Annotated in this window: 24 protein-coding genes; 12 read left to right on the top strand and 12 right to left on the bottom strand. The window is 38.2% G+C overall.

Annotated features, from left to right (window positions below; translation table 11 throughout):
• Positions 1–405 precede the first annotated feature (405 nt).
• From BMF77_RS00840 to BMF77_RS00850, 3 genes are all read left to right on the top strand, one after another.
• Positions 406–660: a hypothetical protein gene (locus BMF77_RS00840; protein ID WP_148759883.1), complete on the top strand. Its 255-nt coding sequence runs from the start codon at positions 406–408 to the stop codon at positions 658–660.
• Complete coding sequence (locus tag BMF77_RS00845; RefSeq protein ID WP_148759885.1) at positions 657–995, top strand: type II toxin-antitoxin system RelE/ParE family toxin; 339 nt, start codon at positions 657–659, stop codon at positions 993–995. Before BMF77_RS00840 ends, BMF77_RS00845 begins: the two co-directional genes overlap by 4 nt.
• A 370-nt stretch (positions 996–1365) precedes the next feature.
• Entirely contained in the window at positions 1366–2853 is a 1488-nt protein-coding gene (locus BMF77_RS00850) for a glycosyl hydrolase family 57 (protein WP_148759887.1), read from the top strand.
• Here the strand turns inward: BMF77_RS00850 and BMF77_RS00855 are convergent.
• The 4 genes from BMF77_RS00855 to BMF77_RS00870 all read right to left on the bottom strand — a co-directional run bounded on the left by BMF77_RS00855 (position 2850) and on the right by BMF77_RS00870 (position 7471).
• Positions 2850–3488: a histidine phosphatase family protein gene (locus tag BMF77_RS00855; RefSeq protein ID WP_148759889.1), complete on the bottom strand. Its 639-nt coding sequence runs from the start codon at positions 3486–3488 to the stop codon at positions 2850–2852. The two genes, BMF77_RS00850 and BMF77_RS00855, sit on opposite strands and share 4 nt — an antisense overlap.
• 279 nt (positions 3489–3767) lie before the next feature.
• Positions 3768–5030 carry an ABC transporter ATP-binding protein gene (locus BMF77_RS00860; RefSeq protein ID WP_148759891.1) on the bottom strand — a complete coding sequence of 421 codons (1263 nt, stop codon included), beginning with the start codon at positions 5028–5030 and terminating at the stop codon, positions 3768–3770.
• 101 nt (positions 5031–5131) lie between these two features.
• Positions 5132–6283 carry a glycosyltransferase family 4 protein gene (locus BMF77_RS00865; protein ID WP_148759893.1) on the bottom strand — a complete coding sequence of 384 codons (1152 nt, stop codon included), beginning with the start codon at positions 6281–6283 and terminating at the stop codon, positions 5132–5134.
• Between the two features lie 18 nt (positions 6284–6301).
• Positions 6302–7471 (bottom strand): glycosyltransferase family 4 protein, encoded by a 1170-nt coding sequence (locus tag BMF77_RS00870; protein WP_148759895.1) that lies wholly within the window; start codon positions 7469–7471, stop codon positions 6302–6304.
• 393 nt (positions 7472–7864) lie between these two features.
• On the opposite strand from BMF77_RS00870, the gene BMF77_RS00875 reads away from it, so the two are divergent.
• On the top strand, positions 7865–10081 hold the full coding sequence (locus tag BMF77_RS00875; RefSeq protein ID WP_148759897.1) for a hypothetical protein: 2217 nt from the start codon (positions 7865–7867) through the stop codon (positions 10079–10081).
• Positions 10082–10212: 131 nt separating this feature from the next.
• Here the strand turns inward: BMF77_RS00875 and BMF77_RS00880 are convergent, their stop codons facing one another.
• The 5 genes from BMF77_RS00880 to BMF77_RS00900 form a co-directional block, all read right to left on the bottom strand.
• Entirely contained in the window at positions 10213–10620 is a 408-nt protein-coding gene (locus BMF77_RS00880; RefSeq protein WP_148759899.1) for a DUF6575 domain-containing protein, read from the bottom strand.
• Between the two features lie 15 nt (positions 10621–10635).
• The gene (locus tag BMF77_RS00885) at positions 10636–11037 is read right to left on the bottom strand and encodes a hypothetical protein (RefSeq protein ID WP_148759901.1); all 402 of its coding nucleotides are present in this window, start codon (positions 11035–11037) and stop codon (positions 10636–10638) included.
• Between the two features lie 260 nt (positions 11038–11297).
• Positions 11298–11561 (bottom strand): hypothetical protein, encoded by a 264-nt coding sequence (locus BMF77_RS27145; protein WP_039202943.1) that lies wholly within the window; start codon positions 11559–11561, stop codon positions 11298–11300.
• A 109-nt stretch (positions 11562–11670) separates the two neighbouring features.
• Positions 11671–11883, bottom strand: a complete 213-nt coding sequence (locus tag BMF77_RS00895) for a type II toxin-antitoxin system HicA family toxin (RefSeq protein ID WP_039202944.1) — start codon at positions 11881–11883, stop codon at positions 11671–11673.
• Positions 11880–12086 carry a type II toxin-antitoxin system HicB family antitoxin gene (locus BMF77_RS00900; protein ID WP_027401799.1) on the bottom strand — a complete coding sequence of 69 codons (207 nt, stop codon included), beginning with the start codon at positions 12084–12086 and terminating at the stop codon, positions 11880–11882. Before BMF77_RS00900 ends, BMF77_RS00895 begins: the two co-directional genes overlap by 4 nt.
• 54 nt (positions 12087–12140) lie before the next feature.
• Here BMF77_RS00900 and BMF77_RS00905 point away from each other — a divergent pair, with 54 nt between their 5' ends.
• Together BMF77_RS00905 and BMF77_RS00910 are read left to right on the top strand one after the other, a co-directional pair.
• Positions 12141–13340 carry a Coenzyme F420 hydrogenase/dehydrogenase, beta subunit C-terminal domain gene (locus BMF77_RS00905; protein WP_148759903.1) on the top strand — a complete coding sequence of 400 codons (1200 nt, stop codon included), beginning with the start codon at positions 12141–12143 and terminating at the stop codon, positions 13338–13340.
• 77 nt (positions 13341–13417) lie between these two features.
• Positions 13418–13795 (top strand): GxxExxY protein, encoded by a 378-nt coding sequence (locus tag BMF77_RS00910; protein ID WP_015083210.1) that lies wholly within the window; start codon positions 13418–13420, stop codon positions 13793–13795.
• A 67-nt stretch (positions 13796–13862) separates the two neighbouring features.
• Here BMF77_RS00910 and BMF77_RS00915 read toward each other — a convergent pair whose 3' ends face one another.
• Positions 13863–15092, bottom strand: a complete 1230-nt coding sequence (locus tag BMF77_RS00915; RefSeq protein ID WP_148766721.1) for a methionine gamma-lyase family protein — start codon at positions 15090–15092, stop codon at positions 13863–13865.
• 86 nt (positions 15093–15178) lie between these two features.
• Here BMF77_RS00915 and BMF77_RS00920 point away from each other — a divergent pair, with 86 nt between their 5' ends.
• The 3 genes from BMF77_RS00920 to BMF77_RS00930 all read left to right on the top strand — a co-directional run bounded on the left by BMF77_RS00920 (position 15179) and on the right by BMF77_RS00930 (position 18531).
• Complete coding sequence (locus tag BMF77_RS00920; protein WP_148759905.1) at positions 15179–15994, top strand: acyl-CoA desaturase; 816 nt, start codon at positions 15179–15181, stop codon at positions 15992–15994.
• Between the two features lie 229 nt (positions 15995–16223).
• Positions 16224–17297, top strand: coding sequence for a fatty acid desaturase (locus tag BMF77_RS00925; protein WP_148759907.1), 1074 nt, complete (start codon positions 16224–16226; stop codon positions 17295–17297).
• Between the two features lie 157 nt (positions 17298–17454).
• Positions 17455–18531, top strand: coding sequence for a fatty acid desaturase (locus BMF77_RS00930; protein WP_148759909.1), 1077 nt, complete (start codon positions 17455–17457; stop codon positions 18529–18531).
• Positions 18532–18789: 258 nt separating this feature from the next.
• On the opposite strand, the gene BMF77_RS00935 is transcribed toward BMF77_RS00930, so the two are convergent.
• The gene (locus BMF77_RS00935; protein WP_148766723.1) at positions 18790–20502 is read right to left on the bottom strand and encodes a diflavin flavoprotein; all 1713 of its coding nucleotides are present in this window, start codon (positions 20500–20502) and stop codon (positions 18790–18792) included.
• A gap of 287 nt (positions 20503–20789) precedes the next feature.
• Positions 20790–22508 carry a diflavin flavoprotein gene (locus BMF77_RS00945; RefSeq protein ID WP_148759911.1) on the bottom strand — a complete coding sequence of 573 codons (1719 nt, stop codon included), beginning with the start codon at positions 22506–22508 and terminating at the stop codon, positions 20790–20792.
• 415 nt (positions 22509–22923) lie between these two features.
• On the opposite strand from BMF77_RS00945, the gene BMF77_RS28525 reads away from it, so the two are divergent.
• The 3 genes from BMF77_RS28525 to BMF77_RS00955 all read left to right on the top strand — a co-directional run bounded on the left by BMF77_RS28525 (position 22924) and on the right by BMF77_RS00955 (position 25309).
• The gene (locus tag BMF77_RS28525; protein ID WP_015080175.1) at positions 22924–23055 is read left to right on the top strand and encodes a hypothetical protein; all 132 of its coding nucleotides are present in this window, start codon (positions 22924–22926) and stop codon (positions 23053–23055) included.
• A 581-nt stretch (positions 23056–23636) separates the two neighbouring features.
• Positions 23637–24353, top strand: coding sequence for a DapH/DapD/GlmU-related protein (locus BMF77_RS00950; RefSeq protein WP_148759913.1), 717 nt, complete (start codon positions 23637–23639; stop codon positions 24351–24353).
• 314 nt (positions 24354–24667) lie between these two features.
• Complete coding sequence (locus BMF77_RS00955) at positions 24668–25309, top strand: microcompartments protein (RefSeq protein WP_015080173.1); 642 nt, start codon at positions 24668–24670, stop codon at positions 25307–25309.
• Positions 25310–25312: the final 3 nt, after the last annotated feature.

Consider the following 25312-nt stretch of genomic DNA (forward strand, 5'->3'; position numbering starts at 1 on the left):
CTGAGGTTCTGCATGACGGAAACCGTCAATCAGAAGAATCTCTGAGTTTTTTTATTGCTGATTTTGAGTTTGGCAATACTGACGCACTACCATAGTTTGAGTTCTTTTGTCAAGAACTAGCTGTTTGAGTGTTTGGGTAATTGCTAAACAAAAATGAGAATATTCTAAAAAGTGTAACTATTGATGGAACGCTTTGCAAGGGTTTCTATTGTTGGGGTTTTACTGGGCGATCGCCAATATTCTCAAGTAATTTGGAATATAACACCAAGCACTATCTATTAATTTTGTCAATAATTATTGATTTAACTTTACGTTAATTAACTTAATCTGCAATATATTCCATTTAAAACACCTAAAGAAGCTGATCGCTATAATAAAACCAGTATCACTGAGGAAAAATCAACAATGTCCATTACACTCGATCTGCCACCGAAAATTGAGGGGTTGCTGCGACAGCGGGCTGAAAGCACCGGACAAGATATTTCGCAAATGGCGATCGCAGTTCTGACTTTGGGGCTGAGTTTGGATGATAATGATTTTTTTGAGGCTTTAAAGGGAATCCAACGCGGGCTTGATGATTTTGAAAGAGGGCAATTTTCGAGTTTAGAGGATTTTATTGTCGAACAAAACCAAAAATATGGACTGTCTCTGGAAGCATGACGTACCATATTGATTTCTCTAGTGTTGCGAAAGCTGAAGCGGATGCTGCCTTCTTAATTCTTTCTCAGTTTACGACAGGAGAACGCGCCCAGACCTGGTATCAAGGACTGATTAATGCAATCGTCTCCTTGCAAAAAATGCCTCAACGCTGTCCAATTGCCCGTGAGGATGCCTTCTTTACCCAAGAAATTCGCCAGCTTCTTTACCGTCAAGGAAAACAAACCTATCGCATTCTATTCACGGTTCTTGAAGACCAGACTATTCCCACGGTGAGAATTCTCCACATTCGTCATGCAGCACAGAAGACAATCGGTGAGCCAGAAGTAGAGGATTAATCGTCTTGGCTTCCATCCACAACAGCGCTTCGCGATCGCTTGCGGGGAAACTACAGGTTTTATTTTAGACTGAGTTTATGTATAGAAATTCTGGCTCTGGCTATTGGGGAGGAATAGATTCAAAAGCCTGTAATTTGCGGCAAAATTAGGTATATATCCCGAAAATTTTGTATAATGCTTAAATTATGTTGTAACATAAATGATAGAAATTCTAAATTAAAGCAGTAGTACGAGCTAATGAAGAAGAAATTTCCATGAAAACATTTGTTGTATGGTTATGATTCGTTTAAATTTAAATTGAAGTTAAACACAAAATTTTTCAATTTTGGGGCAAGATTGTTAGTTGTACATTATTTTTGAGGTGCTATAAATGTTTAAATTACCAGATAATCTCCCTACGTTACCCGAAATTATTGATAATCTGCCAAATATCTGCGGTTGGGAAAAAGAAGTGTTGACTGTAGTTAACCACAATGAGCCTATTTTTTTACCAACTACTAATCTGAAATTAGCAGATATTAATGCAGTATTTACAATCGCTCTACATATGCACCAACCCACTATCCCAGCGGGAAATAATGGTTTATTGATCAGCAATTTACAATATATGTTTGCCCACCAGCAAGAAGGAGATAATCACAATGCTGCCCCTTTTGCTAATTGTTATAGTCGCATGGGAGATTTTATTCCTGAATTAGTTGCACAAGGCTGTAATCCCCGTGTGATGTTGGATTATTCTGGTAATCTTTTGTGGGGACTGGTACAAATGGGCAGAAGTGATATTCTAGATAATCTTAAACGCATCACCTGCAATCCTACCTACCAGCCCTATGTAGAATGGTTGGGGACTATGTGGAGTCATGCTGTCATCCCTTCCACCCCCATAGCAGATATTAAACTCCACATTATCGCTTGGCAACATTATTTTGCGGCAATTTTTGGTTGGGAAGCATTAGCAAGAATCAAAGGATTTTCCCCTCCAGAAATGCACTTACCAAACCATCCAGATACCTTGTTTGCATTTATCAAAGCCTTGAAAGAATGTGGTTATCGTTGGTTATTAGTGCAAGAACATACCGTAGAAACAATTAATGGTCAGCCTTTAAATTATAAACATTTACCACATCGGTTAATAGCTCGCAATTCCCAAGGAGAAGAAATTAGTATTACTGCATTGATAAAAACCCAAGGTTCAGACACTAAATTAGTCGCCCAAATGCAGCCATACTATGAAGCCAAAACTTTATCTAAACAAAAATTAGGTGATGTTGTCGTACCTCCCATAGTTAGTCAAATAGGTGATGGTGAAAATGGTGGTGTGATGATGAACGAATTTCCCGGCGGTTTTCAACAAGCTTGGGGGGATATGGTGCAAAATGGAGGAGGTAAAACTGGTGTTGTTGGTGTTTGCGGTACAGAATATTTAGAATTATTAGCAGCAGCAGGTTGTCAACTGGAAGACTTTCCTAGCTGTCAAGCAAGTGGACAACATCAAATCTGGGCGCAAATTCCTGAAGGTAATTATCAACCGGATGCTGTAGAAAATGCGATTCAAGAACTGAAAAAAAATCACCCCAATTTTCAGATTGATGGGGCATCATGGACAAATCATATTAGTTGGGTGCAAGGATACGAAAATGTTTTATCTCCCATGTACAAACTTAGCAATTTATTTCATGATAAATTTGACGATTTATTATCTGATCAATCCAGTGTAAATCTGACTCAAGTCAGTCAATACCGCCAACTGCTATTACATAATCTCTTATTACAAACTAGCTGTTTTCGTTATTGGGGACAAGGGACTTGGACAGACTACGCTCAGGAAATTTACCGCCAGGGAGAGCAATTACTTTAAGTTCCTGGACGAGAACGAATATGATCTGGTATATGATGGCGATCGCCTAATGTTTCCAACAAAGGACCATTAACATCAAATTTAACCATACTTACCGAAGCAACCAAAATATTTACCCGATAACGATAGCGTCCTAAATCAATTCCCAGCAAACTGCAAAGCATAATCCGAATTGTGGCTTTATGGGAAACTACTAAAACATTACCTTGGGGATATTTTTCTTGAATTTCCGCAATTACAGGCAGAGAACGGTTAGCAATATCTACCGCAGTTTCTCCACCAATGGGTGCATTCCAAGCGGGTTCTGTCAACCAGTTCACATAGTTTTCTGGGTAATTTTCCTGAACAAAGGATTTACTCTTGGTTTCCCATTGTCCATAACTACCTTCTCTGAGTCCTTCCCGCACCTGCATCTCCATCCCAATAGCATCACAAAATGGCTTGGCAGTGGCAATGGTGCGCTTCATCGGACTAACATAAACCGCTGACCAGTTCAATTTTTGATAAACATCAGCAAAACTGGATGCCATTTGCATTCCTTCTTGTGTCAATTCTGCATTAGTTTCACCGCAGAAATTACCAGTTTGACTGAAAGTTGTTTCACCATGTCGCAGTAAATATAAATTGAGTGTCATAGTTTGGATGAGGATGGGGATAAAAGAGTTTGTGCAAAAATAAAATATCATTAATCTCGCAATCGAGTCTGTAACAAGATGATATAATCCTGACAAGATATTTTAAAACCGATTAATTTTACTTCTTTTAGTATGGCTGCTGCTGAAAAAGTGATGACTGGAGTAACAACTATAGAAGAAGTTTTTAGAGTATTACCCCATAGTGCTTTATATCATTAAAATAGGGAACAGGGAGCAGAGAATTGGTAAATAAAAATATATTTCCTCTTACCTCTTCCCTTATTTTTGGAATATTGCTAACTCGGTTTTGGGGTCAAAAAAATGCAGTTTATCAGGCACAAATGATAACCAAAGTTGGTCATTTATCTTTATAAATCTATCTGGGGGAACTCGAACTTGTAAAGTTTGTCCATCTACATTTTGTAAATCAGGATCAGAGATTTTTACAGCTAAAAAAGTGTCATTTCCTAAGTTTTCTACTAAGTCGACTTTGACTGGTAAATTTTTAGTAGCAGGTACACCCAAACTGAGATGTTCTGGACGAATACCCAATATTAAAGTTTGTCCGTCGTAGTTTTGTAACGCACTTCCCCACACATCTGGAAGGGTAAAGCGAAAGTTAGTATGGGTAATTAATAAAGGTGCGTGAAACTCCACAGGGATAAAATTCATGGGTGGAGAACCGATAAATTCCGCGACGAAGCGATTAGCAGGACGATTATATAGTTCTAAAGGTGCTGCAACTTGCTGTATTTTACCTTCTGACATAATGGCAATGCGATCGCCCATTGTCATCGCTTCAGTTTGATCATGGGTAACATAAATCGTCGTTATTCCCAATTGACGTTGTAATTTAACAATTTGGCTGCGGGTTTCAGCTCGTAGTTTAGCATCTAAGTTAGATAATGGTTCATCCATTAAGAATACTTGGGGATTGCGGGCGATCGCCCTTCCCAATGCTACCCGTTGTCTTTGTCCCCCGGAAAGTTGTTTCGGTAACCGATTTAACAGAGTTTCAATTTGTAATAAACCCGCAACTTTTTCGACTCGTTCATTAACAATTCTTTCTTTTGGAGAAATATACCGTAATCCACTAGGTAACTTTTTTGTTAACCCTACAAGTAGATTTTCGCCCCATTGAGTCAGTCTTTTTTTGCCAACTTCCTGATCTGGAAACTGACGACGTAAGCCAAAAGCAATGTTGTCATATACAGTCATGTGGGGATAGAGTGCATAACTTTGAAACACCATAGCGATATCCCTGTCCTTGGGAGGTAAGTCATTAATCAAGCGAAGCCCTGCGGTATCTCCTACCGAAATGTTACCACCAGTCATTACCTCCAGCCCAGCGATTAACCTCAGCAGGGTACTTTTACCGCAGCCAGATGGTCCCACCAGCACCATAAATTCACCATCAGCAATGGTTAAATTAATCCGTCGCAAGACACTTACACCATCTGTACCGTCTGGTTGCGTTTTTGCACCTTCCCCACCGCGAGAGGGAAAACTTTTATAAACGTTTTCTAATACAACTTGTGCCACGAGAATTCACTTTAAAATTTATTAATTTGTAAAGGCGGGATTTCTCCACCCATACATTACATATTATACATTGTTTCCCAAGACCCAGATCCTTGACTTCTTCAAGAAGTCGGGGATTTTATTGATTCTAGCAATTCTTGAATCTGCTGATTAATAATTTTGACATCAAAACGTTGACCGGCACTAATTCTGGCATTATTGGCAATATTCGCAGTTTTTACAGATTCTTGCAGACAATTATGAATCACCTTTGCTAATTCTTGAGGTTCTCCGGGTGTGACTAAAAAACCATTAATCCCATCTTCCACTAATTCTATTGCACCACCAGCTTGAGCCGCAATCACAGGTTTACCACACAGCATAGCTTCAACAATAACTCTTCCAAAAGGTTCAGGTGCAGTGGAAGTATGAGTAATTAAATCACACATTGCCATTAATTTGGGAATATCTGAGCGAAAACCTAAAAAATTGACTCGATTTTCTAACCCTAATGCAGTTACTTTTTGGTGTAAATCCTGAATATATTCCTGTTCACCAAATAAAGCATCACCAACTAAAATTACTACCACATTTTCTGGACATTGGGAAAGAGCATCAATTAAAATATGCTGTCCTTTCCAGGGAGAAAGCCGGCTAAAATGTCCAACAACAAATTTACCTTCTAATTCTAAATTAGCCCTAATTTTTCTAACTTCTAATTCATCAACTTGATAATTTTCTATAGCAAAACCATTATAAACAACTTCAACTATATCGGGTTTTCCTCCAGCTTGTAAAAATGCCGTTTTACTAGCTTGAGAATTAGCAATTACCAAAGCAGCACAACGATTAATTAAATTAACAGCAACTCGCAAATTAGTTTTACTAAAATGTTCTAAAGAAAGAATATCATGTAAATGATAAACCAAAGGACGACGAGCGAAAAAACTAGCTATTGCCGCGACAACTAAAGCCTTTTGAGTATTAGCATAAATTAAATCATATTTCTTTGCCCGTTGCACAACCTGATTAATTAAAGGAATTATTTGCCCTAAACTAGCTAATGCTGGAAATAAACCACTTTGTTTACCAACTTTAATAGCTTGAGTTGTCAAAACCTCCACAGGAATTTGGTTTTCTTCGAGTAACTTACGAAAATCACCATCTGCGAATAAACCAACCAGGGAATTTTCACCATAAGGTTTAGCAATATCAACTAAACATAATTCAGCACCACCAGGTTTACCACTTTGGTCTAAGAATAGAATTTTCATACAATCTCTATCATCAATTTAAGCTAGGAGAACTTGCCGAACTTGTTGAGCAATATTAGTCCAATCATAATTTTTAATTGTGTAATTACGACATTCTTCCCTAGAAGGTAAAGGCAGTTTTCCTAACATAACTTGTGCTAATTTATCAGCAATACTTTCAACGGTAATCGCCTCAGTAATTAAATCTGGAGAAAATTTCTGCAAAATTTCTGGCATTCCCCCCACAGGAGTACATAAAACAGGAGTACCACAGGCTAGAGATTCCAAAATAGCTAATCCAAAACCTTCAAAAGATTGACTTGGCATCACAGTTAAATCAGCCGCTTGATAAGCCACAGGTAAATCATTTTCAGGTAAGAAACCTAAGAATTGCACATTATTTTCTAAACCTAATTCTCTAGCTTGTTGTTGAAGTAAAGCTTGAATATGACCACGACCAGCTATAGCTAACCAAATATCAGGAGTTCCCACTTTAATCATAGCTATAGCTTGCAATAACTTATCAATTCCCATGCGGTGAACTAAGCGACGGGAAGTAAATAATATCGGCCGATTAGTTGGCCAACCTAGTTTTATTCTAGCCTCTTGACGCGAGAGATTATTCTGAAAATGATTAATATCAACTCCACCAGGAATGATGTGAATTTTCTGCCAGGGAACTTGGTATTTTTGATGGAGAATCTGACCAAAAGCTTTACTAAGGACAATAAAGCGATCGCACCGATTATAAGTGCTTTGTTCTATTATTTTTTCCTTTAGCCAAACACTCAACTTTTTATTAACAACTTCTTCCTGACTTTCCGAAGCCCAAGGACCATGAAAGTTAAAAGTAACCGGTACTCCCTTAGGTAAAATATCTAAAATTGGAAAACTATATAATGCAAAATGGAGATTAATTGCATCAGGTTTACCTAATCTTGTTTTCTGAAAATTATCACGAATTGACCATAACCGAGAACTAATTTTACTATCTGGACAAGCTAAATTAGTCAACTTAATCTGTGTATTTTTAGCATCTAGAGGTAAACCCACTCCACATAATTCTACTTGGTCTTGAGATGCTGCTAATTTATGAATTAGTTCATAAATATACCGTTCTAAGCCTCCAGGATTGTTAGGAAACCAACCCGTACCTAAAGTTAGAATAGATGCCGATGCTGAACTTAATTCTATATCTTTACCTGCCACTTACTTATCTCCCTTTTGATAGATAAATTGAGATGATTTATTTTGATTTATGCTTTTATTTATTTTGTCAATGCCAAGATAATTTATTTTCAGCATAATCTTTTAATACGACGCTGAGAATCTAAATCGGTTTAAATATAAAAATTATTCTATTTTCACAAACAAAATACATCAAAAAAATATATTTGCATAACAAATAATAGATACTCGTAAAAATATCAAAAGTATCAAGTATAATTTATTTATTTTGAAAATATATATTGTTGATAAAGTTTTGATGAAATTAACTGCAAGATAAAATTTATTTGTTAATTTATGAGTAAGAATTTAAAAGCCTATCCCACAGGGATAAATTAAAAATTCAAAAAGCATATTACAGCAACCGAATTATTTATGCAGATTAGTAAAACTTGCTACAAACTTTATCAATATCTTCATAACTTATTTCAGAGTAGATATTGGCGAAAAAAAATAACTTTCAATATTTTATTGGGTTTAACCTGTGGACTACTTGTAACATTTGCCGGAATGACAATGGATTTAGCCACAACTAAAAAATCCAAAGCAGTCAAAACTCCTGAAATTACATATATTACTTCTTGGTTAGGAAATACCATTGGTAATGGTAAATTGCGAGTACAAAATAATATAGAAGGAATGTATGTCAAAGATGATGGGACAATTTACACAAATAGTGCTTGGGATGAAGCTGGTAGTGAAGCAGGAATATATAAAGATGGTAAACCAATTTTTATCCTCCAAGATACACATGGTTGGAATCGTTTAGGGGGTAAAGCAATAACAGTAAATAGCAAATATATTTATATTTCTATGACTCAAGGTGGAGTAGATCAAACTAAAGAAGATTATCCTCCCCAAGGACAAACTTGGTACTGCGTCAGACGTTATGACTTAACAGGAAAACCTGCACCTTTTGAGAAAGGGAATGGCTGGGATAAAAGTATGTTAATTACCAGCAAAAGTCATGAAGTCACAGGAATAGCAACAATAAATAATCACCTATTTGTTAGCAATGCTGGGGAGAATATTGTTCGGGTTTATAATACCGAAACAATGGCAGAAATAAACAAATTTAACGTTAATAGTCCCGAAAAAATTACCATTGACAAAAAAGGCAGTTTGTGGATTATTCAAAATCAAAAAGGTGCTAAATTTAGAAAAATTGTCAATTATTCTCAAGACGGAAAAAAATTACCAAAAGAAATAATAGATGTTGATAAACCATCAGCATTAGCCATTGATAATCTCGGCAGACTGTTAGTAGCAGAAAATGGGATTAATCAACAATTGATAATTTACAATATTAATAATCAGCCGGTTCGTGTAGATACTTTTGGGGATAAAAAAGGTATTTTTGGTGGTGTACCTGGAGAAATAAAAACATCCAAACTCTACGGCATTACAGGAGTTGGTACAGATGCAAAAGGTAATATTTATGTAAATAGTAATGGCTTCAATAAATCAGGAACAGATTTAAGAAAATTTTCGCCAGCAGGAAAAATACAATGGCAATTACTAGGATTAATATTTGTAGATAATGCAGATACAGATCCAAAAACAGATGGTGTAAATATATTCACCAAACAAGAACAATATGTCATGGATTATAGCAAGCCTGCTGGTAAACAGTGGACATATAAAGCCTACACAGTCAATCCCTTTAAATATGCTCAAGATCCACGGCTGCATACATCACCAGATGGAACTTTTGTCCGTCGGATTCAAGGAAAACCTTTTCTATTCCTCACAAATATGTTCAACAGCTTTTTGCAAATTTATCGTTTTCAACCAAAAACAGATGGTAAAATTGCAATTCCTGCCGGGATGTTTGTGGGTACTAATGATCAGAATAAACAATCTATTAATGGCAATTGGCCACCCAATCAACCAGCAAAAGGAGAATGGATTTGGCGTGATAGCAATGGCAATGGTGCATTTGAAAAAAATGAATATGATAATACCGAAGACTATCCCTATATCGGAGGTTGGTGGGTAGATAGCAAAGGAGATGTTTGGAAAACTTTGCGAACAGAAGATGGCATTCGTCATTATCCTTTACAGGGATTAGATGCTAAAGGAAATCCCATCTATACCTATAGTTCAATGAAAAAAATCAGGACTCCTAGCACCTTTAAAGACTTGCGACGGATTGAATATTTTCCCGAAACAGATACTATGTATTTATCAGGTTTTACCATTGAACATCCGGCATTTGCTGATGATGCCAAAGTCATAGGATCAGAAATTGCTCGCTTTGATCATTGGAGTAAGGGAAATCGTACTCCCAAATGGCGAACCGTCGTTCCCTACGACACCACAGGTAAAGGAAAAATTGCCACCGCAGCCATGAGTGTAGCTGGTGATTATGTATTTGCAGTGGGTGTAAAAACCGCAGAAGTATCTGTTTATAAAACTGCCACAGGAGAACTCGTGAAAAAGATGACTCCAGGTGCAGAAGTTGGTAAAGAAAGTGGTTGGGTTGATATTCCCTATGGTATCCGGGCTTTCCGTCGTGCTAATGATGAATATCTTGTATTTGTAGAAGAAAATTGGCAAGGTAAGGTGCTTATCTATCAGTTTCCTATTTGATTTATAGCCAGTTTAAATAATCTGTGAATTCGGAAATACCCAATTTATTAAATAAGTTGGGTATATAAATCAATTTAGAGTATTTTGGGTGAGCGATCGCTCTTTTATCTAAAATCTTCCCTAATTTACAATTAAATCCTGATTTTTTCCTTATTTTCCAGAGGAAAAACTGCATCAGAGAAATCAATAGTTTCGCCAGCTATGGGTAAATATTCATCATTGAGATTTTCACAAAATATAATTTCTACAACATCCAAATTATGATTTTCGGAAATTATAGCTTGATAAATAAAACCATCTTCTGATTTTTTAAAAGCATCATATAAATCAATATTACCAGAACGAATATTTTTTAATCTGCTTTTAGACATGGGAGAATAAAGCCAAGTTTTATAAGCTGGTGTTTCATCTATCCAAACAGCTAAAAAAATCTGTCCTGAAGCATTTTGACAGCTAAATAAACAGGGAAAATCATAATATTCATAGATTTCAATAATTTCTAGGTTTACTAGCGGTGGGTATTGTGGTAGTAATTTCATAGATAAACCTCATGTTTAGTCAGGAGAAGTAATATTAACAATTTCAAAATTTTTCCAAAGTTCTTGATTAGCTGGAAACCACCAAGTATGATGATCATTACCTGTTTTTCTGGAAGGTGTGTTTAACATTACTCCTAAATCAGAATTTCCATATCCTAATGCTACTTGTTTTTTGCGAAGTGCAGGAATTTTATTACGAGCATTACAAACTCCTGCTGCTGAGGTAAAAACTGAGAGTCCACAAGTTTGACATTCTGTGATGTTTTTAGGACAAGGTTGATCTATATTTTGTTCACGCCATGATCTAAAATCATCAGATGTAGGAGGGTGATTATCTACCAGACGGTAAATAGTTCCTGAAATTGGTTGAGCAGTTTCAGGAGGGCAATTTTCAGGAAAATGCTTCGGCCATTCCATGTTGTTTCTGTTATTTTAATATATTTGCTAAATGATATCACCACTACCAAGAAATGAATTTCTTCGCTAATAGCAAAATCAAATTAAATCTGAATCAAGATTTATACTTATTCAGTCTGTTTTAACAGACTTTGGCTATTAGACTCAGAATTCATTCTGAGGCGGTTTGGTGGGATGATGGAAGATGTATATTAACAGCAAAAAACCCTCAATAAATTAACCGAAGGCTGATTAAGAAAAAATTCATAAGTGGATAAATTTTATGGATTAGACTGGTTCTTCTTACCGACAAATAGTATTACTATGATACAAGTAACAGTAGCTAATACAAGACTTCCGAATGCGTTACTAATTTTCATTCCAAAAATGTCATTGACAGTATCTGAGTGCGGAACAAACCAAAACGCTGCATAGAAAAGTGCAAATGCAAACAAGAATCCGCCAAATAACTTGTACAAGGAAACTCTTTCACTAATATCTTCTGCACTGTATCCCTTCAGAAAGTCAAAAATGTTATCTTTCATTTGTAAGAGGTTAATAAAATAACAAGCTAAATTCTAAGTTAGAAGGCTTGAGAATGTCAATTTCTTTATCAATAACTATAAAATGCACACAATTACAAATAAATCCATATCACAAATCATCAGGAGTTAAAGCAGTAAGTTTACTGATTCTTGCTAACATTCTCGGACCAATCTCTTCATTATCATGAAAAGCAAAGACAAAATCAGCCCAATCAGGATGTGACAGAATTTTGTGTGAACCCGATTGACGTTTGATTTTCCACCCAATACGTAACAAAGCAGCTAAAACGCGCTTTGCTTTTTGACTAGACCATTGACTCATGCTGCTGCAAAAGAAACACTAAATAAATCTGGTTTTACTTCCCCATGTTCCAGTTTATCAGCCAAAACACGCAAAGCCAAAGCCTGAACCTTAGCCACCGCCTCCTGTCTTGTGTTTCCATAAGCCAACACACCGGGAAAATCAATCACTTCCGCAATAAAGCGTCCATCTTCCTCTTGTTCAATCTCTATTTTCAAGTTCATAGCCTGTAACGGTAAGGTAATAAAAGCGATATTTGAGTAAAACAATCAAAATATATGACCTCCATAGATTCTAGCAAACACAAAAAAGCCAAAGCCCTGAAACCCGGAAGCGTGCGCCCCGCCAAAGAACTATGTAGCGAATGCGGACTATGCGACACCTACTACATCCACTACGTCAAAGAAGCTTGCGCCTTCATTACCCAAAGAATAGACGAACTAGAAACCACCACCCATAACCGCCCCCGCAACCTAGAAGACGAAAACGAACTATATTTTGGCGTACACCAAGAAATGATGTCCGCCAGAAAACAACAACCAATAGAAGGCGCACAATGGACAGGAATAGTTAGCAGTATCGCCATAGAAATGCTCAATCGTGGCTTAGTAGAAGGCGTAGTCTGTGTCCAAAACACCAAAGAAGACCGCTTTCAACCTATGCCTATTATCGCCCGCACAGCCGAAGAAATACTAGCAGCCAAAGTCAATAAACCTACCCTATCCCCCAATCTTTCTGTATTAGAAGAGATAGAAAAATCAGGAATGAAGAGGTTATTAGTCATCGGAGTAGGTTGTCAAATCCAAGCATTACGAGCCGTAGAGAAAAAACTCGGCTTAGAAAAACTCTACGTACTCGGAACACCATGCGTAGATAACGTTACCCGCGCCGGACTGCAAAAATTCCTAGAAACCACCAGCCGTTCCCCCCAAACAGTAGTCAGCTACGAATTCATGCAAGACTTCCGAGTCCACTTCAAACACGAAGACGGTTCAGAAGAAACAGTCCCCTTCTTCGGCTTAAAAACCAACGTCCTCAAAGACATCTTCGCCCCATCATGTATGAGTTGCTTCGATTACGTCAACTCCCTCGCTGATATCGTCGTCGGGTATATGGGCGCACCTTACCAATGGCAATGGATAGTAGTCAGAAACGATACAGGCAAAGAAATGCTCGAACTCGTCAAAGACCAACTCAACACCCAGCCAGTCACGTCCCAAGGAAACCGCAAACCAGCAGTACAGCAAAGCATACCAGCTTATGATCAAGCAGTTACATTACCCATGTGGGCGGCGAAATTAATGGGAGTAGTCATAGATAAAATTGGCCCCAAAGGACTAGAATATGCGAGATTTTCCATAGATTCGCACTTTGCGAGAAATTACTTATATGTGAAGCGGAATCATGGAGAAAAATTAGAAGCTCATGTACCGGAGTTTGCGAAACGGATAGTGGGGCAGTATAAGTTACCGGAATAAGATTTCGCGCAAAGGCGCAGAGGAGCAAAGGCGCAAAGGGAAGAAGAAGGAGGTAAGGTATTAAGAAGGAGGTTTATATGACTGAGAATGAAATTGCGACTCAGATTGTTGATGCTGCTTATAAGATTCATACCAGATTAGGACCAGGGTTGTTTGAATCTGTGTATGAGACTGTTTTGGCTTATGAATTGGAGAGTAGAGGTTTACAGGTAGCAAGACAACAAGCAATACCTGTAGTTTACGAAAGTGTTCATTTACAGGAAGGGTTTCGGGCAGACATCATAGTTGAAAACAAAGTCATCATTGAAATCAAATCCCTAGAAACCCTCCACCCTGTACACAAAAAACAACTTATCACCTATCTAACTCTTGCCAATATACGCCTTGGACTACTCATCAACTTTGGTGAAGTCCTCATCAAAGACGGCATTAAACGCATAGCCAACAAACTTTAACCTCTTCCTTCTCTTCCCTCTCTTCCTTTGCGCCTTTGCTCCTTAGCGACTTTGCGCGAAACTATTCTTAATTCTCCCCCACAGCCTCAATAGCCGCTTGTAAAGCAATAGATACATGAGTCCAATGAGTCCCCCCTTGGCAATAAACCACATAAGGCTCACGCAATGGTCCATCTGCCGATAATTCTAAGGTACTCCCCTCGATAAATGTCCCCCCAGCCATCACCACTTGGCTTTCGTAGCCGGGCATATCGTCGGGTATGGGTTCTAGATAAGATCCTATGGGTGAATGCTGCTGTATGGCTTTGCAGAAGGCGATCAGTTTTTTGGCTGAACCGAGTTTAATCGCTTGAATCACGTCTCCTCTGGGTGCTAATGGTGGGGGGTTGACTGGATATCCGAGTTTGTCAAATACATAACCTGTCAGGTATGTTCCTTTCATTGCTTCCCCTACCATCTGTGGGGCTAAAAATAATCCTTGGAATAACAGGCGGTTTTGATCAAAGGTTGCTCCTCCTTCGCTACCAATACCGGGGGCTGTGAGTCTACAAGCGGCTGCTTCTACTAGGTCGGCGCGTCCGGCTATATAACCACCTGCACTCACGACTGTACCTCCAGGATTTTTGATCAATGATCCGGCTATGAGGTCAGCACCAATATGGGTTGGTTCTTGGGTTTCGATGAATTCGCCGTAGCAGTTGTCTACAAAACAAACGGTGTTCGGGTTTTGCTTTTTAACGATGTGAACAATTTTTTCTATGTCGGCTATGGAGAGGCTTGGTCTCCATGAATATCCGCAGGAACGTTGAATCAATACTAACTTTGTGTTGTCGGTAATGCTAGTGTTTAAGTTTTGCCAATCTATTTTTCCTTGATCAGTTAGTTCCAATTGGCGGTATTTTATGCCAAAATCAATTAGAGAACCTTGGCCTTGTCCTCTCAAGCCAATTACTTCTTCGAGAGTATCGTAGGGAGAACCGACTACTGCTAACATTTCATCCCCAGGACGAAGTACACCATACAGCGCACAAGCGATCGCATGAGTTCCCGAAACAAACTGCACTCGCACCACAGCAGCTTCAGCACCCATTATTTGGGCAAAAACTTTATCTAAGGTTTCTCGTCCTAAATCATCGTGTCCATAGCCACTTACGCCTGCAAAATGATGTGCGCCTACTCGGTGATGACGAAAGGCATCTAATACTCTTTTAAGATTATGCTTGACCTGAGCGTCAATACCAGAAAAAATTTCTAATAGCGCCTGTTCTGCTTCCCGCAGCCGTTCAAAGCTGTTCATCATTTCCTCATTCAAAAACATAAAATAGATATGCGGATTTTAGGATCTCGCAGATTAGGCTGAACAATTTCTATTCAGGTTACTGCATGACAATTGCTACTTCTAAACCTCCCATTAACTGGGTTAATACCCTATTTTTCGTTTCATTGCACGTCGGCGCTCTATTTGCCTTAATTCCGAGCAATTTTAGCTGGAAGGCAATTGGTGTTGCTTTATTGCTTTACTGGGTGACTGGAGGTTTAGGTATTACTTTGGGATATCACCGTCTTGTCACTCACCGTAGTTTTCAAACGCCTAAATGGCTAGAGTATGTCCTAGTGATTTTTGGAACACTATCTTGTGAAGGTGGTCCAATTGAATGGGTAGGTACACATCGAATTCACCACTTACATTCTGATACTGAATCTGATCCCCATGATTCAAATCAAGGTTTCTGGTGGAGTCACATGGGTTGGATGATTCATTTTGCTCCTGCTCACGATCAAGTTCCTCGCTTCACTAAAGACATTATTGATGACCCAGTTTATCAGTTTTTACAGAAAAATTTCATTTTATTACAGGTTGCCTTGGGCATAGTCCTATATTTCTTAGGTGGCTGGCCAATGGTAGTCTGGGGAATTTTTGCACGGATTATCTGGGTTTATCACTGTACTTGGTTGGTAAATAGTGCTACTCATAAATTCGGATACCGCACTTATGAATCTGGTGACAGATCAACTAATTGTTGGTGGGTTGCTATTCTTGTGTTTGGTGAAGGTTGGCACAATAACCACCACGCTTTCCAATACTCTGCCCGTCATGGTTTGGAATGGTGGGAAATTGATATGACTTGGATGACAATTCAGTTATTACAATTACTAGGTCTAGCTACAAACGTAAAGCTGGCAGAGAAAAAGGCATAAGCAGATTTTCTGCTCAAAGTCAATAGTTTCATAGTCAATTTTTGGCTGAAAACTATTGACTTTTTGTGTGTAAATAAAGCAATTTTAAATTTATTTTTTTTAATTGCTGACTAACTATCCTAAGTGGTTGTTAAGTTGCTATAATCTCAGAAATTAATGTTACAAAACTTTGCAGCAAGTTACTTTTTTTAGTAACCTTGTCTAGCTGTCTGTTGTTTTTCAGGTATTCATGACTACATCAATCATCAAAAGTCAGGAAATAGCGGTCTCCACAGACCTTGGTAAAGACCAAATAAAACTAAAACATATTATCAAAAGTCTACCCAAGGAATGTTTTCAGAAAAATAGCCGCAAAGCATGGACAACTGTAATTATCAGTTCATCTATGGCTGCATTGGGCTATTATTTCATCGCAATTTCCCCTTGGTTTCTTCTACCCATAGCGTGGATTTTTACAGGAACTGCTTTAACAGGTTTTTTCGTTATTGGACATGATTGCGCTCATCGTTCATTTGCAAACCGTCGCTGGGTAAATGATTTAGTGGGACATTTCTTTATGATGTTCTTAATTTACCCTTTTCATAGCTGGCGCATTAAACATAATCATCACCATAAACATACCAACAAGCTAGACGAAGACAACGCTTGGCATCCTATTAGAACAGAAACTTTTGCAAGTTGGTCTAAAAGTAGACAGTCTGTCTTTGAGTTGTTTATCAGTAAACGTCTCTGGTGGGTAGGTTCTATTGGCCATTGGGCGGTTGTGCATTTTGATTGGCGCAATTTTCCGAAAAAAGAACAAGATAGTGTTAAATTTTCTGTGGCTGTAGTGGCTGTTTTTGCAGCGATTGTTTTCCCAACTTTGATTATTACAACTGGTGTTTGGGGTTTTATTAAATTCTGGGTTATTCCCTGGATGGTTTACCATTTCTGGATGAGTACCTTCACCATTGTTCACCACACTCTTCCAGATGTTCCTTTTGCAACTGCTGATAAATGGAATGAGGCTTTAGCACAGTTATTCGGAACTATTCATTGTGATTATCCTCGTTGGGTAGAAATTCTCTGTCACGATATTAATGTTCATGTTCCCCATCATATTTCTACTGCTATTCCTTCCTATAATTTGCGGTTGGCTTACAGCAGCATCAAAGAAAATTGGGGTCCTTATCTCCATGATGAATATAAATTCTCTTGGGGTTTAATGAAGGACATTACTAATCAATGTCAACTTTATAAAACTGATATTGGTTATATAACTTTTGACGAATATCGTGAAGAAAAATTATCAACGGTGAAGTAGTAATTATTTCTACTTTTAGCACCAATTCTTTTGATTTGGCAATTAACCAAATTTAACCCGGTTTCGGTCAATTGCCAACATCTCAAGTTTGTATTTTAGAGGTCATTAAATATTACCTCACTGTTAATTTCTAATTTACAATCAATTAAATAATCCAGTGCAATTAGATACAATCGAGTTTAATCAAAACCCTAGTTCTGCATCTACTGAAGGTCAAGAAAAATTACCGTTTACTCTTCAGGATTTAAAAGCTGCAATTCCCGCTGAATGTTTTCAGCCAAGTGTAACGAAATCACTTTATTATTTCTTCCGTGATGTTCTGATTGTGGGACTGCTGTATGCAGCGGCTAATTATCTGGATTCTTGGTATTTTTGGCCAGTTTTCTGGGTCATGCAAGGAACTATGTTTTGGGCTTTGTTTGTAGTTGGTCATGACTGCGGACATCAATCTTTTTCTAAGCATAAATGGTTGAATGATTTAGTTGGTCATATTACCCATACTTTCATTCTCGTTCCTTATCATGGTTGGAGAATTAGCCACAGAACCCACCACAAAAATACAGGCAGCTTAGAAAATGATGAAAGCTGGTATCCTGTCTCTGAATCAGAGTACGATGAAATGCCCTTAGCGCAAAGAATAGGGCGTTTTTATCTGTTCTTATTGGCTTATCCTGTGTATTTGTTTAAGCGTTCTCCTGGTAAAGAAGGTTCTCACTTTTCACCCAGTAGCCCACTGTTTAAGCCTTCAGAAAAATGGGACATTATCACCAGCACCACACTTTGGATTAGTATGGTAGCTGTGTTAGGTTTCTTTACCTATCAATATGGTTGGATGTGGTTGTTAAAATACTACGCTGGCCCTTACATTGTCTTTATTATTTGGTTGGATTTGGTGACTTTCTTACACCATACTGAACCGGGAATTCCTTGGTATCGTGGGGAAGAATGGACTTTCCTGAAAGGGGCAATTTCTAGTGTTGACCGAGATTATGGAATTTTTAACCACATTCATCATGATATCGGTACTCATGTTGCTCACCACATTTTCTTGAATATGCCTCATTACAATTTGTTGAAAGCGACTGAGGCAATTAAACCAATTATGGGTGAGTATTTCCATGAATCGAAAGAACCAGTTTGGAAGTCTTTGTGGAATTCCGCTATTGGTTGTCATTTTGTTCCAGATACAGGTAGTAAGGTTTATTACACTTCTAAGAGTCAGAATGCAAAATAGTCGGTAGATTTTATGAACTACCCCTGGCTAACTTCATTTGAGCCAGGGGTTTCTACATCCCCGTCTGTTTTTATGCTCACTTTGATTTCTCTCTACGTAATTTTCCTCTGTGACAGTTTGGGGTGCGGAATGTGGGTTAAAATACAAGAACCCCACCCCCAACCCCCTCCCCCTTCGGATTCACCAGTCGCCTACGGTGGGAAACCCGCCTACAGCGCCGGTTCACCGCAAGCGAGGACGGGGGCTATAATATATACTTTAATAGTATGAGCCTGTTTTCCGGTGGTTAATAGCAGTCATAGCATCAGGCTTGAGTAATTTACCGTTGTCTACGGTTGCGTATATTACCCAATGATCACCGCATTCTAGCCGCTGCTGCACTAAACATTCTAGATATGCACAAGCCTCTGTTAAGATGGTACAGCCATTATCCGCTTCGGCTTTGGGGAAGTTAGCAAATCTATCTTCTCCAGGTTGGAAACTCTTGCGAAAATGCTTCATGTATTCCAGATGAACACCTTCAGGGAGGATATTCAGCACAAATTTACCACCAGGATATAATAGAGATTCAACGGCTCGATCTTTAGCGATCGCTACAGTAATTCCCGGTGGATTAAAAGTAGCTTGAGATACCCAAGCACCCATCATCCCTGTAGAAAATTCTCCCTGCTTGGCACTAATTACACATACAGAACCAATAATCCGTCCTACAGCTTGTTCTGTGGGGGTTGCAGCTTGTTGAGGAACACGCACTTTCTTGGCTTTTCGCAAACTTTGAGCAAAGTCTGTACCGACTTCTTCGCAATATTTGAGAGTAACTTCATCAGGTTTAAACTTGACTTTTAGGGTATCAAAACCAAAACGATAACCAGCGTCTCGGAGTTTGCATTCTACCAAGTCTAAAGCTTCACCACTCCAACCGTAAGAACCAAAGACTCCCGCAGGTTTGGTATTATCACCTGTAGAGAGGACAATCCCTAAAGCGGTATGAATAGGAGTAGGTGCGTGTCCACCTATGGTGGGAGTTCCAATGATAAAACCATCAGCTTGTGCCAATGCAGTGCGGATTTCGTCAGAAGAAGCAAATTCGCAGTTCACAGATTTAACTGCAACGCCACCTTTGGTTAATCCTAAGGCCATTGCTTGTGCTAAGGTGGCAGTGTTACCATAGGCAGAGGCATAGAGAAGTGCTACAGATATTTCTCGATCTTTTTGAGCGCGACTCCACTCACTGTACAATTTTGTTAATTCGATTAAACTGGTGCGTACCAAGGGTCCATGACCGACAGCATACATTCTGACTTGGAAATCGGAAATTTTCTCCAAAGTTGACTCAACATGAGTTGCATGAGGAGCCATGAGGCAATTAAAGTAATAACGTTGGTCTTCTTTGAAAGTTTCCCAATGATCATCAAATACTTCCTCACCGCAGATATGTGCGCCAAATAGCTTATCTGTAAAGAGAATTTGGGTTTGTTGGTCATAAGTACAAAGTGCTTCCGGCCAACGAGGACTAGGAGTAGGTAAGAATTTCAAAACATGACCTTTACCTAAATCTAGGGTTTCTTTCCCCCGCATGACTAAAACTTTGATATCTTGGTCGGTGAAAGCAGCACGTAAATTATTCGCAGCGGGAAGAGAACAAACAAAGGTAATTTGTGGTGCAAATTGTAAAATTGCTTTTAAAGTTGGGACACGGTTGGGATTAAAATGTCCCAAAATCACATAATCCAACTTTTGCACATTGATTGTTTTCTGTAATGCTTCCAAATAAATTTCTGTAAATCCTTCTACTGGAGGGTCTGTGATAGCAGTTTTATCGGATTCTATTAAATAGCTATTAGAAGTAGTTCCCCGTTCTAGAGCATACTCAATTTCAAATCTTAACCGCGATTTACTCCGCGCTCTCATCACCTTTGTGTTAGTAGCAATTGGTAGGATTTGTACGTCTCTTGGTCTGGAATCGCTCATGGATGCTTGTTGGGTCGAAAAAACTTGAGAAACCCAATTTTTAGCGGATTCAACAACGTTAGAGAATGAATCTGGAAGTGTCATAATAATTATGAAAGATGGTTAGTTAATAATTAGGGAATAGGTAATGGGTAATAGGTAATGGGTAATAGGTAATAGGGAACAGGGAACAGGGAACAGGGAACAGGTAGAGAAGGGAGTAATTACCAATCACCAATCACCAATCACCAATCACCAATCACCAATCACCAATCACCAATCACCAATTACCAATTACCAATTACCAATTAATAGTAGTTCCCTACTTTGCGATGACGAACTGCGGTAATTCCATCGGGTTTGGAAACTTTTCCATCTTCAACTGTGCAGTATAAAATCCAGTGATCACTACATTCCATACTATTAACAACTTCACATTCCATGTATGCGAGTGCGTCGGTAAGAATGGGTGAACCGTTTTTAGCAGTTTGGGTTTTTACTTCTGCAAATCTATCAGCATCGGGATTTAAACGTTTGAGAAAATGCTTTTTCAGGTCTTGATAATTGCCTTCTTCAAGAACGTTAAGAACAAAGCGATCGCCTACTTGCAATAAATTATCTAAAGCGCGATCTTTAGCTACAGCAATGGTAAAACCTAAAGGCTGTAAACTGGCTTGTGTTACCCAAGAAGCGATCATTGCACCGCTAATATCGCCTTTTTTGGCAGTGACAATATACAAACCATTACTAATTCTTCCCAACGCTTTTTCCATGTTCACGTCGAGAGATTTGATTTGTTTAATATTGCGTTCCCGCACTAACAATTGTCCTAAACCATTTCCGGCTTCTGCAAATTGTTTATAGGTAGCATCAGTGGGGGTTTCTTTAATGCGAATAGCCGGGAAAGCTTCCTTAATACCTAAATCAATAAATTTACGTCTGAGAGTATCAATGGGTTCATCATCGCCACCATAGGACTCGAATAAACCCACAACTTGTTTGTTTTTAGCAACTGCTAATAAAGAACTAATTGCGGCTTGCGCTTTAATAGCACTGGTAGAAGGCATACCTACAATTAAACCAGATGCTCTCCCAGCTAATTCTTGAATTTCTTGACTTTCTGCGGTGTTTAAATCCAATACTTCGACACCAACACCAGCCTTTTGTAAACCATCACCAATTGCGTGTCCTATGCGATCGCTATGTCCATAACCAGAGACATAAAACAAACCGACAGTAGTTTCTGTTTTCGCTTGTTTTTGACTCCAATTGTAATAATATTCTCTAAGAATATCCAGGTTATGATGTAGTAATGGTCCGTGTCCATTGGCGATAATTTTAATTTCCCCAAGTTCACCCATTCTCTTCATTGCATTTAGCAAAGAACGAGCATTAGGACCCATTAAACAATCGTAATAAAAGCGAAAATCAGCTTCAATTGCTTCTAAATTTTCGTCGAAAGTGCGATCATCACAGTAGTGCATTCCAAAGGCATCACAAGTGTAGAGAACTTGGGTTTTGCGATCAAAGCTAAAAATAGTATCTGGCCAGTGTAAATTGGGAGCGCTGACAAATTCCATTTCATGATCTTTGCCAATTTTTATGCGATCGCCACTTTTGACAATTCGCTTAGAAAAAGGTTCATGTACCAAACCTTCTAAAAATTGCAAAGCCACTTTAGAAGCTAAAACAGTGGCTCTGGGAGCTAACTGTAAAATATCTTCTACCAAGCCACTATGATCAGGTTCAGTATGGCTAACAATTATATAATCAATAGTTTTAGGATTAACTAAACCCTTGAGAGTCTGTAAATAAAGATCACGAAACTTCTGGTGAGAAGTATCAATTAAAACGGTTTGTTCACCTCTAATCAAATATGAATTATAGGTTGTACCATTTTGTAAACCAAATTCAATATCAAAACGATCCCGATCCCAGTCAAGAGAACGAATCGCAGTGGTATTAGGGGCAATTTCTACAGTTTGTATAGTTAATCGGTTCTGAATGTTCTCTGAGATGGCTACCATTATTTCACAAGAGCAAATAAACAATCATTTCTTCTGCCCCTATTCTCGCTATTATTCTTTTTTAAAGCTGTAATGAAAAGTATATTTCAGAAAATTAAAGTTGTAAGCATAGATACAATTTTTACTTTTAATTAGATTAAATTGGGCTAATAAATCACAAACTACAGCAATAATCAATACCCTATTTTTCGTAATTATTATTTATACTCATGTCTTATTGATAGAGTATCCTGGCTGTAACCATACTAATCATAAAACTAAGTTTACTTTTAAATCTTCATAATTTATGTTTAAACTTTATTATTACTTTATATTTATTTTGCAACTTTCTTTTAGGATAGTAGAAAGACATTATTTATGTCACTATCAAGGCGTTTTATAGGAAGAGTGCATAAGTAAATTTTATTGGCATACTATGATTACAACAGCGGCAGATTCTAAAAATTGGCTGCAAGTAAGCCGTTATAGTAATCGGGGAAGTATTTATTTGTTTGCTCCGATGATTAATTTTAATGTGATGGCGGAAGTTGGAGACACTCCCCCTTGATTTGAAGTGATTGTACTTACTGGGAAATTTAATGAATAATTCAACAATTACATCTGGATGGTAGTGAAGAAATTTCACGCCTATTTCAGCGTAGCATAAATAGATGTAATTGAATTGAAATAAATACTTTGATATTTGGTAATTGAATATCTGAATTATAATGGTTTGTCAAATTACTAACTTATATGCAGCAATAGTTAGAAATTTGATGTTGCCTTAAAGCATGAAAATTCAGTATTTATTATTATTTCTAAATATAAAAAGTATTGCCTTAATTTCCGAGTAGTACATATATAACGAATGCAGACAGTTGCAAACTGCTGTAATTCTAGAATTATGTCTAACAATTAAATAATACCTGTATTTAATAGCTTTTAGCCTTAAAAACTTGCGTTGGGTTTTTCAAATATTTGGAAAACTTCATATTAGCCATATTATTTTCTATTGATCTGTTTACTCAAAATGCAGACATAGAAATATATATGGTACACGGCAAGATTCAAATACGGGATGTCTTTATTTGAGCAGTTCATAATTCCACAAATCTCCAATATCACAATTTAGTTAGCAGTAATAAAGTCATGAATCACGGACAACATTTATCAAGATTGAAAAGATTTCAAGAACTTCTTTTAACTACTTTTCTTGGTGATATCCCCACAATTTTTGGTGGTGTAAAGTTACGCAATTTTCTATATCACGCTATTTTTTCGCGCATAGGTAGCTCAGTTTATCTTCAAGATGGCGTTGAATTTCTTGGTGCTGATGCTATTGAAATTGGGAATGGAACTTATATTTTCAAAGGAGTTCGTATAGATGGAAGAGGACATAAAAATAATAGAATTCAGCTAGAAAATGGAGTTGTGATTGAGCATAATGTGGTGATTGGGGCGTTAGATAATACTCGGATTCACATTGGTGAAGATACTTTTATTGGACCTAGTGCTTGTATTGCTGGCCCCGGAAATATTACAATTGGCAAGCATTGTTTAATTGCAGCCCATACTGGGATATATGCTAATAATCACAACTTTACAGATCCAACACAGCTAATCAAATACCAAGGCATTACTAGTCAAGGAATCGTGATTGAGGATGACTGTTGGCTAGGAGATGGAGTGAAAGTTTTGGATGGTGTCACTATCGGTAGAGGTAGTGTGATAGGTGCTGGTGCTGTTGTCACTAAAGATATTCCCCCATTTTCCGTAGCTGTGGGCGTACCAGCACGAGTAATTAAAAGCCGAGACGGTAAAGAACTTGTTAAATTTACAGACTCCTCTCTATTAACTTCAAGCTAGGTTTTTACAAGATTCCTCTGGGTAATTGGCTGTTTTTTATTCTAGCATTAGGCACTTGGGTAAAGCGGGTAGGCACACCAATTACCAAACCAGTCCACTTTAACTTACCTTTGGGGGTTAAAGTCCCCTGCTTCTACAAGCAGCGGGTTTTGCGTCGGGGTAAAATCCCCGTTGCAAAACGTAATTCTAAATTCTAAATTCTAAATTCTGCATTCTTTTAACGGTAAACTCATATATTGCAGATCCCCGACTTCTTTGAGAAGTCGGGAGTCTAAATCTAAAATGTTTACCTTCATAACTGGAGAATTAAGACTTTGGGTATAGAATTACGCAGCTTCGTATTTCTAGACAATCTGCAACCTCAACACGCCGCATACATGGGAACAGTAGCCCAGGGTTTCTTACCATTACCGGGGGATACATCCCTATGGATTGAAATTTCCCCTGGTATCGAAATCAACAAGATTACGGACGTAGCCCTAAAATCTGCTTCTGTTCGTCCTGGAGTGCAAGTAGTAGAACGGCTATATGGACTATTAGAAGTGCATTCCGGCTCTCAAGGGGAAACGCGAGCCGCTGGAGATGCAATTTTGGCGTTTCTAGGTGTGAAAAAAGAGGAATGTCTCAAACCTCGTGTAGTTTCTAGTCAGATTATCCGTAATATTGACGCTTATCAAACCCAACTGATTAACCGTACCCGTCGGGGACAACTGCTATTAGCAGGACAAACTCTCTATGTGTTGGAAGTTGAACCAGCAGCTTATGCTGCACTAGCAGCCAATGAAGCAGAAAAAGCCGCGCAAATTAATATTCTGGAAGTTCAAGCTGTAGGTAGTTTTGGCCGACTTTATTTAGGTGGCTCAGAACAGGATATTTTAGCAGGAGCAGCGGGCGCTTTAGCCGCAATTGAAAATTCACCAGGAAGAGAAAATCCTCAAGGTAAGCGGAACGAATAAAGG

Source organism: Dolichospermum sp. UHCC 0315A, assembly GCF_008121535.1.
In the GTDB taxonomy this organism is placed as follows: Bacteria; Cyanobacteriota; Cyanobacteriia; order Cyanobacteriales; family Nostocaceae; genus Dolichospermum; species Dolichospermum lemmermannii.

What these genes read in the sequence shown, in the direction of transcription:
- BMF77_RS00895 (WP_039202944.1), bottom strand. Translation starts at nt 11,883, where the DNA reads ATGAGTCAATGGTCTAGTCAAAAAGCAAAGCGCGTTTTAGCTGCTTTG.
- BMF77_RS00875 (WP_148759897.1), top strand. Translation starts at nt 7,865, where the DNA reads ATGCAGATTAGTAAAACTTGCTACAAACTTTATCAATATCTTCATAAC.
- BMF77_RS00910 (WP_015083210.1), top strand. Translation starts at nt 13,418, where the DNA reads ATGACTGAGAATGAAATTGCGACTCAGATTGTTGATGCTGCTTATAAG.
- BMF77_RS00900 (WP_027401799.1), bottom strand. Translation starts at nt 12,086, where the DNA reads ATGAACTTGAAAATAGAGATTGAACAAGAGGAAGATGGACGCTTTATT.
- BMF77_RS27145 (WP_039202943.1), bottom strand. Translation starts at nt 11,561, where the DNA reads ATGAAAGATAACATTTTTGACTTTCTGAAGGGATACAGTGCAGAAGAT.
- BMF77_RS00855 (WP_148759889.1), bottom strand. Translation starts at nt 3,488, where the DNA reads ATGACACTCAATTTATATTTACTGCGACATGGTGAAACAACTTTCAGT.
- BMF77_RS00885 (WP_148759901.1), bottom strand. Translation starts at nt 11,037, where the DNA reads ATGGAATGGCCGAAGCATTTTCCTGAAAATTGCCCTCCTGAAACTGCT.
- BMF77_RS28525 (WP_015080175.1), top strand. Translation starts at nt 22,924, where the DNA reads ATGATTACAACAGCGGCAGATTCTAAAAATTGGCTGCAAGTAAGCCGT.
- BMF77_RS00850 (WP_148759887.1), top strand. Translation starts at nt 1,366, where the DNA reads ATGTTTAAATTACCAGATAATCTCCCTACGTTACCCGAAATTATTGAT.
- BMF77_RS00865 (WP_148759893.1), bottom strand. Translation starts at nt 6,283, where the DNA reads ATGAAAATTCTATTCTTAGACCAAAGTGGTAAACCTGGTGGTGCTGAA.
- BMF77_RS00845 (WP_148759885.1), top strand. Translation starts at nt 657, where the DNA reads ATGACGTACCATATTGATTTCTCTAGTGTTGCGAAAGCTGAAGCGGAT.
- BMF77_RS00950 (WP_148759913.1), top strand. Translation starts at nt 23,637, where the DNA reads ATGAATCACGGACAACATTTATCAAGATTGAAAAGATTTCAAGAACTT.
- BMF77_RS00935 (WP_148766723.1), bottom strand. Translation starts at nt 20,502, where the DNA reads ATGAGCGATTCCAGACCAAGAGACGTACAAATCCTACCAATTGCTACT.
- BMF77_RS00915 (WP_148766721.1), bottom strand. Translation starts at nt 15,092, where the DNA reads ATGAACAGCTTTGAACGGCTGCGGGAAGCAGAACAGGCGCTATTAGAA.
- BMF77_RS00880 (WP_148759899.1), bottom strand. Translation starts at nt 10,620, where the DNA reads ATGAAATTACTACCACAATACCCACCGCTAGTAAACCTAGAAATTATT.
- BMF77_RS00945 (WP_148759911.1), bottom strand. Translation starts at nt 22,508, where the DNA reads ATGGTAGCCATCTCAGAGAACATTCAGAACCGATTAACTATACAAACT.
- BMF77_RS00920 (WP_148759905.1), top strand. Translation starts at nt 15,179, where the DNA reads ATGACAATTGCTACTTCTAAACCTCCCATTAACTGGGTTAATACCCTA.
- BMF77_RS00840 (WP_148759883.1), top strand. Translation starts at nt 406, where the DNA reads ATGTCCATTACACTCGATCTGCCACCGAAAATTGAGGGGTTGCTGCGA.
- BMF77_RS00925 (WP_148759907.1), top strand. Translation starts at nt 16,224, where the DNA reads ATGACTACATCAATCATCAAAAGTCAGGAAATAGCGGTCTCCACAGAC.
- BMF77_RS00905 (WP_148759903.1), top strand. Translation starts at nt 12,141, where the DNA reads ATGACCTCCATAGATTCTAGCAAACACAAAAAAGCCAAAGCCCTGAAA.